General features: G+C 47.4%; 1 protein-coding gene. It reads right to left on the bottom strand.

The genetic code is table 11. The annotated features are described in order from the left end of the window. Positions 1 to 112: 112 nt before the first annotated feature. On the bottom strand, positions 113 to 661 hold the full coding sequence (locus QMA35_RS21845) for a hypothetical protein (protein WP_281649241.1): 549 nt from the start codon (positions 659 to 661) through the stop codon (positions 113 to 115). Positions 662 to 918 lie beyond the last annotated feature (257 nt).

Here is a 918-nt window from a genome sequence, read left to right as displayed (position 1 = left end):
GTGCGGAAATTGCTTTATATCATGCCCTCGGCAAGCTCCCCGAGCCTGAAATGACCCACAGATTTTACTGACGAGGCAATTGTTTAGAGGTGCCCCGTCGCTCGCGTTACTCTTAGATTTTCTCTTCCCCAGCAGCCTTGTGAAGCATAAGCAAACGGTTCATATAAGGGCTATCAACCTCAATACGAACCACATTTTCACGGGGAATCATTTTCCAGCCCAGAGAGAGAGTATCTTTGGCACCAAGGGTCTGGACCTTTAACCAATGACCATCGTATTCAAGCACCCGCCCCATAGTGAAGTGTTCATCGCCCTCATCGGCACAGGTAAACATTCCAATACACTCAAGGCGGCAACCCAGTTCTACCACACTGTGATCAAATGACATTCTGCTCTTCATCGGTAGCACCCGCTCAAAGCTGGTATCAATTAACCGGGCAATGGCTCGGTGCTCACGGTTACCCCAGAACAGGTCTGTTACGCTGGAGGTATCAAGCAATGTCCAGCCTTCATAGTCACCATTGTCACTAAACAAGATCATTGCAGTAACACGGTTGTTAACCGTATGAACAATACCAGTAAGAGCCTCTTCATCTCCCTCAAGATGCAGAGTGATCAGCTCTCCCGCTGCTTTTAGTGATTCAAGCTCTTTGACCAGCACGGCTTTTTCCTCGTCAGATATTCTACTGCCAATCTTTGACCAGCACTTGCGCCGAGGAATCCCGCTCGGCGCTGACCAGCGTGTTAGCGGGATTGTTAGCTGTAGTTACTATTTCTTGGCAAAGGAGGAACTTTCTTGTGACGCTCGTCATATATAAAAACATAGTCGTTTACATATAATACCCGATGTGTGAGTTTTTCTGGGGGCATGACCACCGTCTAATATTTTTGTGCAAACAAATTTCACCAGACGGAAAC

The sequence above is a fragment of the Parendozoicomonas sp. Alg238-R29 genome, from assembly GCF_947331445.1.
Taxonomy (GTDB): domain Bacteria; phylum Pseudomonadota; class Gammaproteobacteria; order Pseudomonadales; family Endozoicomonadaceae; genus Sansalvadorimonas.
Note: the sequence above shows the minus strand (reverse complement) of the source record. Positions and strands in the feature narration are given on the sequence as shown.